7 protein-coding genes and 1 pseudogene are annotated in these 6768 nt (G+C 68.9%); 1 reads left to right on the top strand and 7 read right to left on the bottom strand.

Going from position 1 to position 6768, the window contains the following annotated elements:
* Positions 1-184: 184 nt before the first annotated feature.
* The 3 genes from FV230_RS22430 to FV230_RS22420 form a co-directional block, all read right to left on the bottom strand.
* Complete coding sequence (locus FV230_RS22430) at positions 185-1441, bottom strand: YbfB/YjiJ family MFS transporter (protein ID WP_147843979.1); 1257 nt, start codon at positions 1439-1441, stop codon at positions 185-187.
* 75 nt (positions 1442-1516) lie between these two features.
* Positions 1517-1921 (bottom strand): VOC family protein, encoded by a 405-nt coding sequence (locus FV230_RS22425; RefSeq protein WP_147843978.1) that lies wholly within the window; start codon positions 1919-1921, stop codon positions 1517-1519.
* Positions 1918-2535 carry a pyridoxamine 5'-phosphate oxidase family protein gene (locus FV230_RS22420; RefSeq protein ID WP_147843977.1) on the bottom strand — a complete coding sequence of 206 codons (618 nt, stop codon included), beginning with the start codon at positions 2533-2535 and terminating at the stop codon, positions 1918-1920. Before FV230_RS22420 ends, FV230_RS22425 begins: the two co-directional genes overlap by 4 nt.
* Positions 2536-2615: 80 nt before the next feature.
* Between FV230_RS22420 and FV230_RS22415 the strand changes: the two genes are divergently transcribed.
* Positions 2616-3506, top strand: a complete 891-nt coding sequence (locus FV230_RS22415; RefSeq protein WP_147843976.1) for a LysR family transcriptional regulator — start codon at positions 2616-2618, stop codon at positions 3504-3506.
* Positions 3507-3621: 115 nt separating this feature from the next.
* On the opposite strand, the pseudogene FV230_RS22410 reads toward FV230_RS22415, so the two are convergent.
* From FV230_RS22410 to FV230_RS22395, 4 genes and pseudogenes are all read right to left on the bottom strand, one after another.
* Positions 3622-3990 (bottom strand): annotated as a pseudogene (locus FV230_RS22410) (transposase); the annotation flags it as partial.
* 252 nt (positions 3991-4242) lie between these two features.
* Complete coding sequence (locus FV230_RS22405; RefSeq protein WP_147727535.1) at positions 4243-4452, bottom strand: hypothetical protein; 210 nt, start codon at positions 4450-4452, stop codon at positions 4243-4245.
* A gap of 514 nt (positions 4453-4966) precedes the next feature.
* Positions 4967-5410, bottom strand: a complete 444-nt coding sequence (locus FV230_RS22400; protein WP_147843975.1) for a hypothetical protein — start codon at positions 5408-5410, stop codon at positions 4967-4969.
* The gene (locus FV230_RS22395; RefSeq protein WP_147843974.1) at positions 5407-5769 is read right to left on the bottom strand and encodes an XRE family transcriptional regulator; all 363 of its coding nucleotides are present in this window, start codon (positions 5767-5769) and stop codon (positions 5407-5409) included. The genes FV230_RS22400 and FV230_RS22395 overlap by 4 nt, the downstream gene beginning before the upstream one ends.
* Positions 5770-6768 lie beyond the last annotated feature (999 nt).

Genomic DNA, 6768 nt, shown 5'->3' with positions numbered 1-6768 from the left:
GGCGCGACCGGCCTGCCCATCGCGGCCGCCGGCGAGCCCGACCCGCCGTCGATCGAACCGGGAGCGAACGAAGCCTCGGGCTGAGCGATCGCCGCGAGATCGTGCGGCGGCGCCGCTCGCCCCGCGTTCGGCACGGCTGCGATGCGGCACGGACGCTCAACTCCGCCGGACTCGGGCGCCAGCCTCAGGGACGGGCGGGGGAGGCGGGGCGCGGCGTCGCCAGCGCCGTGCCGAGGTCGATGGCGAGCGCCAGCACCATCGCGGACGTGCCGAGCGCGAACAGCAGCGTGTAGTTGCCCGCCGTGTGCGCAAAGACGAAGGACAGCCCGTAGGCGGCGCCGGCCTGGAACAGCGCGAACGCCACGGTGGCGACGCTCCAGGCCGCCTTCTGCCGCTCCGGCTCCCCGGGCATGAGCTCGCCGATGCGGCCGAGCATGAGCGGCACGGTTCCGGTGACGAAGGCGCCGACCGCGACGCTCGACAGGATCAGCCACGACGGGCCGAGGCCGAGGGCCGGAATCGCGATCGCGCCGGCCTCGACCAGGAAGGCGAGCCGGAGCGCGGGACCGAAGCCGGTCCGGTCGGCGAGGTGCCCGACGAGGATCGGGCCGACCGTCGCGCCGAGCCCCAACAGCACCCAATAGTGCGATCCGGCCTGGATGCCCTGCCCGAGGCCGCGCGCGACGAGGTCGACGAGGAAGAGCATGTGCGGCACCCACGCGGCCGCGTTGAGCGCGTATTCCGCGTAGAGCGCCCGCAGCGCCGCCCGGCCTGGCGCGCGCGACGGCTCGGCACCGGCAACCGGCCGAACTGCCGCCGGAGCCTCGGACGGCCAGCCCCGCCAGCCGATGACGGTGAGCAGGCAGGAGAGCGCGCCGAGGCCGAACCAGGCCTGCTGCAACCCGCCGCGCAGGAGGAGCGGGACGAGCGTCCCCGACGCCGCGATGCCGACGCCGATGCCCATGAAGATCAGGCCGCCGGCCAGGCCGCGCTTGCCCGGCGGCACGTGCGGAAGCACGGCGGGCGCGGCCAGCACCATCAGCGCGCCTCCGGCAAAGCCCGACGCGAAGCGCCAGGCGAAGAACCACGCGACGTTCAGCGGGTAGGCGCAGGCGAAGAACGCCGCGGTCGCCACCACCATCATCGCGCGGAGCACCACGGGAACGCGGGTGCGGGCGGCGAGCGGCCGCCCGAGCAGGGCGCCGGCGAGATAACCCGCAAGGTTGGCCGCCCCGAGATAGGCCGCGGTCGAGGCCTCGAACCAGCCGCCGTCGATGATCGCCGGAAGCAGCGGCGTATAGGCGAACCGCGCGAGCCCGATCCCGATCAGGCTGGCGCAGGAGGCCGAGGCGACCGCGCGCCGGGCCGTCCGTCTGTCGTCGGCGCCGGCGCGATCGCCGTGCGGAAGCGTTCGAGGCCGGGCAGGCGTCGGCAAGGCCATGGGACGAGGTTCCCGCCGTTCGGTCCGAGAGTGCAGGGCGCCGACGTGAAAGCCGGCCTGGCGACAGGAACGGTCCTACGCCGTGGCGAATTCGAGGCGCACGCCGCCCGGCATCGTGCCGATGAAGTGGTGCGTCTCGGACCCCTCCCGCATCGGGCCGGGCGCGAACTCGATCGTCGTCCCCGGATGGCCGCGCACCCGGTCGTAGGCGGCGGCGAGCGCCGCGCGGTCGGCGACCTTGAGGGCGAGGTGATGCAGCCCGACGTTGGCGCGGCGGTCGAACGGCACCGCGGCCTCCGGATCGGCGATCCGCCACAGCGTCACGAGGATCGCGCCGTCGGAGACGAACACGGCGGGGTAGGACGGCACGCCGCCGGCGACGCGCCAGCCGAGCGCGTCGACGAAGAAGCGCTCGGCCGCATCGAGGTCCGGCACGGCGAGGCCGACATGATGCACGCCACGGGTCGACGGCTCGGTCATGCGGAGGCTCCCTTGAGGCGCGCCAGCTCGGCGCGCAGGTTCGCGTTCTCGATGAGCAGCGGCCCGAGCTCGGCCTCGATCTCGGCGCGCGTGAAGCGCGGCGCGATGAATTGCGGGCAGTTCCAGTCGAAGCCGACCACGTCGATCACGAACGCGGCCACGGCCGGCGGCGCCGCGGGATGCGAGACCCGCGCGACGAGATCGGGATCCTCGGCCGCCGCGACGATGCGCGCGTGGCCGATGAGCTTGAGCCGGCGCTGGGCCGGATAGTCCATCGCGAACAGGGCCACCCGGCCGCGCTCGATCACGTTGCCCTGCGAGATGTACTGCCGGTTGCCGGGGTAGTCGGCGAATCCAATCCGGTTCTCGCCCAGCGACCGGACGAAGCCGGCCGGCCCCCCGCGATGCTGGATGTAGGGCCAGCCCTCGGGGCCGACGCTCGCCAGGTAGACGCTGTCGCGCGCTTGCAGGAAGGCGTGCTCGCGCTCGGTCAGCGCATCGCGCCCGTCGGCGGACGAGGCCTCCCGCCTGGCGTAGCTGGCGCGGGAGCCGGCGCGCGCCTGGAGCGTGCGCGCCGTCTCGCCGAACAGGTGGTGGAAGTAGGTACCGGGCATGCCGGAGAGGTAGCGGCTTCACGCGGCGGCGATAATCCATCACCTTCGCAGTTCAGAATTTCGTTTTCGGGAATGATCGCGTGGACCGCTTCGCGGCGCTGACCACCTTCGTCGCGGTGGCCGAGCGGGGCGGCTTCAAGGCCGCCTCCCGCCATCTCGGCCACTCGCCGCCCGCGGTGACGCGGACCATCGCCGCCCTCGAGCGGCATCTCGGCGTGCCGCTATTCCGGCGCTCGACCCGCAGCGTGGCGCTGACCGAGGAGGGCGCCGCCCTCCTGGATCGCGCCCGCGAGATCCTGATGCGGCTGCAGGATGCCGAGCACGTCGTGATGGGGCGCCAGGCGGCGCCGCACGGCGAGCTGCAGATCACGGCGCCGGTCGTCTTCGGCCGCCTGCACGTCCTCCCCGTGGTGGCGGACCTGCTCGCCCGGCACCGGCCGGTGTCGGCGCGGCTGATGCTGCTCGACCGGAACATCCGGCTGGTCGAGGAGGGGATCGACGTGGCGGTCCGCATCGGCGAGCCGCGCGACAGCCGCCTCAGGTCGGTCGCCCTCGGCACGGTGCGGCAGGTCATCGTCGCGAGCCCGGCCTACTGCGCCGCGCGCGGGCGGCCGGCCGACCCGAAGGCGCTCGCCGAGCACGACATCATCGCCGGCGACAACGTCCGAACCGGCTCGCACTGGCGCTTCGGCCCGCGGTCGCAGGGCGTCGCCGTCGCGCCGCGGCTGACCGTGACCTCGATCGATGCCCAGCTGGCCGCCGCCGCGGCCGGGCTCGGGCTCGCGAACGTCCTCAGCTACCAGGCGGCCGAGGGCCTCGCCGCGGGCCGATTGTGCAGCGTGCTCGACGCGCACGCGCCGCCGCCCGTGCCGATCCACCTGCTGTTCGACGCCAGCCGCGCGCACCTGCCGAGCGTCCGCGTGTTCATCGAGGCCATGCGCGCCCGCGCGCGGAGCGGCGCCTGGGGGTGAGTCCGGAGGCCGCCCGGACCGCGTCGTCCGTCGTTTGAAGTCTTGGAGCTGACCGCAGGACCGTGGCTCGAACGCGCCCCGAGGAATCAGAGCCCCGCAAAGCGCATCGAAGACCTGAGCGGCCGGCCTGGGCGAGCCCCGTCCTCCGGAAGTGGATGCGGCAGTGCTGCCAGGTTGCGCTCATCACCTGGGCCACCGATGCCTTGATGCCCTCGTGGGCGTCCGAGATCACCGGCTTGACCCCGCGCAGCCCCCGCCGGGCGAGCTTGCGGAAGGCTGTCCCGAACGTCTCGGCCTCGGAGGGGCCGACATCCATGCCGCGCACCTCGCGTCGGCCGTCGGTGCTCACGATCACCGCCGCCGAGACGATCAAGAAAGCCGGGAAGCACGCCCCCCTATGCAACTTCGGGATGCGCAGTTCGACGGTCCCGGCCCGCGTCTGCCAGTCCCGGTCACGATAGCCGTTGCGCTGGACCAGCCGCACACCCCGATGGTTCCGAGTGCCCTGGTCGGCAGGGATCCTCGGCGATCTTCGCGCCGCCGGTGTGCGGCCGTCCCCGCTCGCCATCCTGTGCGAGGCGACCGACGACGGACCGACCGATGCGGATCGTGAGCATCCTGGTCGACGAACTCGCTGTCGGCCCTGGGCTCGGTCACGTCGCATGACGACCGGCGCCATCGAGAGGAAGGCAGGGACGACGGCCCCGACTCCGAATCGGAAGTCAGGGCCCGGAGCTTATCGCAGCGTCGGCGACTCACCGGTCTTGAGATGACGCTCGTCCCCCTCCGGTCCGCCGAGCGACACGTGCGAGTTCAGTCGATCGAGGTGCTCGAAGACGTGCTCGAAGGCATTCGTCACGGCCTGCTCGAAGGAGCCGTCGCCTTTGCCCTGCGCGGCCTTCAAAGCGCTGAGCAGTTCCTGATGCTTGTGGGTGTCGCTCGACATGCTGCTCTCCCGCCGGACCTCATGCCGGCAGGAAGGCCAAGCGCTGCAGATGATCGCGGTTCCCCATCACGGTGCACGACCAAGCCGTCGCCGACCTCATCGTGCGAGACCCTCGACCACAGCAAGAGAGGAGTAGGCCAGAAGGCTGGGACCGTGGGGAGGAAAAACCGCGATCGGGGTCATTCGGAGTCCGTGCGCGCGCCGGGATCGAGGTTTTGGCCAGCCCTCGATGTCGGGTCCGCATCCCGATCCCCATCTGAGATCGTGAATTGGAGGGCCGAGAAATGGCTCAGGACACCGCTCGAAGACCAATGCCTCGCATCAGGAAGGACCGCGGTGCTCCGTGGCCGCATCGAGGCCGCGAGCATCGATCCTGACTTGGTCGATCCGCGGAAGATTCCGCTCGGCATCGCGATCGACAAGTCCGCCTCGGCCTTCCATGAAGAACCTGGGCCAGAGCGCATCGCTGGCAGCATGGTGCTCAACCGTATCACCACACCGTGGGATCAAACACCTAGTCTGCGACGACCACCCTCAACGATCCGAGGCTGAGTTCTTCCGCCATGTCGCCCAGGACGGCGCGGACGCTGATGAGGCCCGTGCTCAAGATCTCGAAAGGCGAGAGGATCAGGCTCGCCGACGCCACGATGTATCGCGGCGCCGTGCTGCCGGATTCGAGCGCGGAAACGAGCTTCCGCTGCTCGGCGATGGGCGGCGTCTCCACCGGCTCCTCGATGATCGGATCCTCGAGGCCGGGCACGTAGCAGCGTAGCAGGACGGAGGAGAGCGGGTGCTCGGCCGACGAGATCACATGCGTATGGATGCAGAACTTCGGCAGGATGAACGGCATGTCCGGAGAGGCGAACATGACCGAATTGTAGCACCCGATGAAGCTCAGCTTTCCGCCCACCTCGTTACGAATGTCGTCGCAGAAGATCGAGAATCCATGGCGCTTCATGTGGAGGCGCTTTTCTGCCTCGCCTGCCGAGGTCGCACGTGGATCTGGCGGCTGGGCGGCAGCGTCGACGTCAGGGTGCGCGAAACGCCGACCAGGGTCGGTGCGCGAGACATCGCCGTGGACACTTCCGGGGGAGAGTTCTGGCCCGCCTGCCGCTCGACCTTGCGGATCTCGAAGACGATCTCGCGATCCAGGGCCCAAGCCAGATCGGCGATCAGTCGAAGCGAGAGCTGCTGATGCCCGGAAAGCTGGCCGTTGATGACCGAGCGCTCGAGAAGGAGCTTGTCGGCGACGGATTGGATGGAGGCGCCCGATGCCGTGCGTTCTTCCAGCAAGGCCTGGAGCAGCTCGCTGCGCACGCGACCGATCAGGCGTCCCGCCGATCGGGACCGGCCGTTGGTCCTAAAATGATATGACGTCACTCGGCGCCCCCCCATCCCGCAAAGATCTTCTTTGATCCCCATCTCGCGTCGCATCCGCCGAATTTCGAGGCGATAGCCGCGATAGAGATCATGATCTTTTACGCGATCAGCAAAATCTCCAAAAACACACACGAAGCAGTCTCTTGCCGGGAACCAGCCGAATATTCGAACGTCTACGGTCTTTAATTCCCATACAGGATTTTTTCGACTTTGACACAACGAAATTCCCGGCGATGAGCCAGGAAGCCGCCCGTCGAATATCGGTGAAAGAGGTCGTCGATCTGTTCGAGTGGTGTCGTTTCGGCTCCGCTTGGCGACGGTTCTTGCTGGCGTACTTGCCCATCTAGCCATCGCACGAAGTCTTGGGTGCCGAACAGCCGCCTGTTCGGCAGTTCGCGTGGACCAAGGACGGCTTCTAACCGCACAATCCCTGGGTCTGCAAGAAGGTTCTCAAGCGTGTCCACCTGAATCACACGTTTCGCGAAAATCGCATTGATTTAGCTTAGGGAACGCCGCCTACACGAGCCGCGATCTTCAGACGCCGGGAATCCGCTCCGCACTCTAGCGTGGATGTGGAAGGTCCGAAGCGCTTTTGACGACCGTTGCCCCGAGACGGCCATCAAACGGAATAGGTCGCATCAAGTCACGATTCGGACGGACGAAATCGTCGATACACGATCGTGGTCATGAAATCTCAGCGCGAGCGGCCGGTCTGCGAGATCACGGCGACATTGCCCTGCCCTTGCTGATAGAGCGCGGCGACGTTTCCCATGCCGGTCTGCGAGACCATGCCATTGTTATGGTCAGCCCCCATTGAAGTGGTCCGCCCTTTGGTATGGCTTTTGAGCCTGGAGGACGGACAAGATGGCAAAGCCCCCGAAGCCCGAGGAGATCGTCGCGAAGCTACGTCAGGCAGACGTGCTGATCTCACAGGGC

This window comes from Methylobacterium sp. WL6 (assembly GCF_008040095.1).
Lineage (GTDB): Bacteria > Pseudomonadota > Alphaproteobacteria > Rhizobiales > Beijerinckiaceae > Methylobacterium.
Note: the sequence above shows the minus strand (reverse complement) of the source record. Positions and strands in the feature narration are given on the sequence as shown.

What these genes read in the sequence shown, in the direction of transcription:
- FV230_RS22430 (WP_147843979.1), bottom strand. Translation starts at nt 1,441, where the DNA reads ATGGCCTTGCCGACGCCTGCCCGGCCTCGAACGCTTCCGCACGGCGAT.
- FV230_RS22425 (WP_147843978.1), bottom strand. Translation starts at nt 1,921, where the DNA reads ATGACCGAGCCGTCGACCCGTGGCGTGCATCATGTCGGCCTCGCCGTG.
- FV230_RS22420 (WP_147843977.1), bottom strand. Translation starts at nt 2,535, where the DNA reads ATGCCCGGTACCTACTTCCACCACCTGTTCGGCGAGACGGCGCGCACG.
- FV230_RS22405 (WP_147727535.1), bottom strand. Translation starts at nt 4,452, where the DNA reads ATGTCGAGCGACACCCACAAGCATCAGGAACTGCTCAGCGCTTTGAAG.
- FV230_RS22400 (WP_147843975.1), bottom strand. Translation starts at nt 5,410, where the DNA reads ATGAAGCGCCATGGATTCTCGATCTTCTGCGACGACATTCGTAACGAG.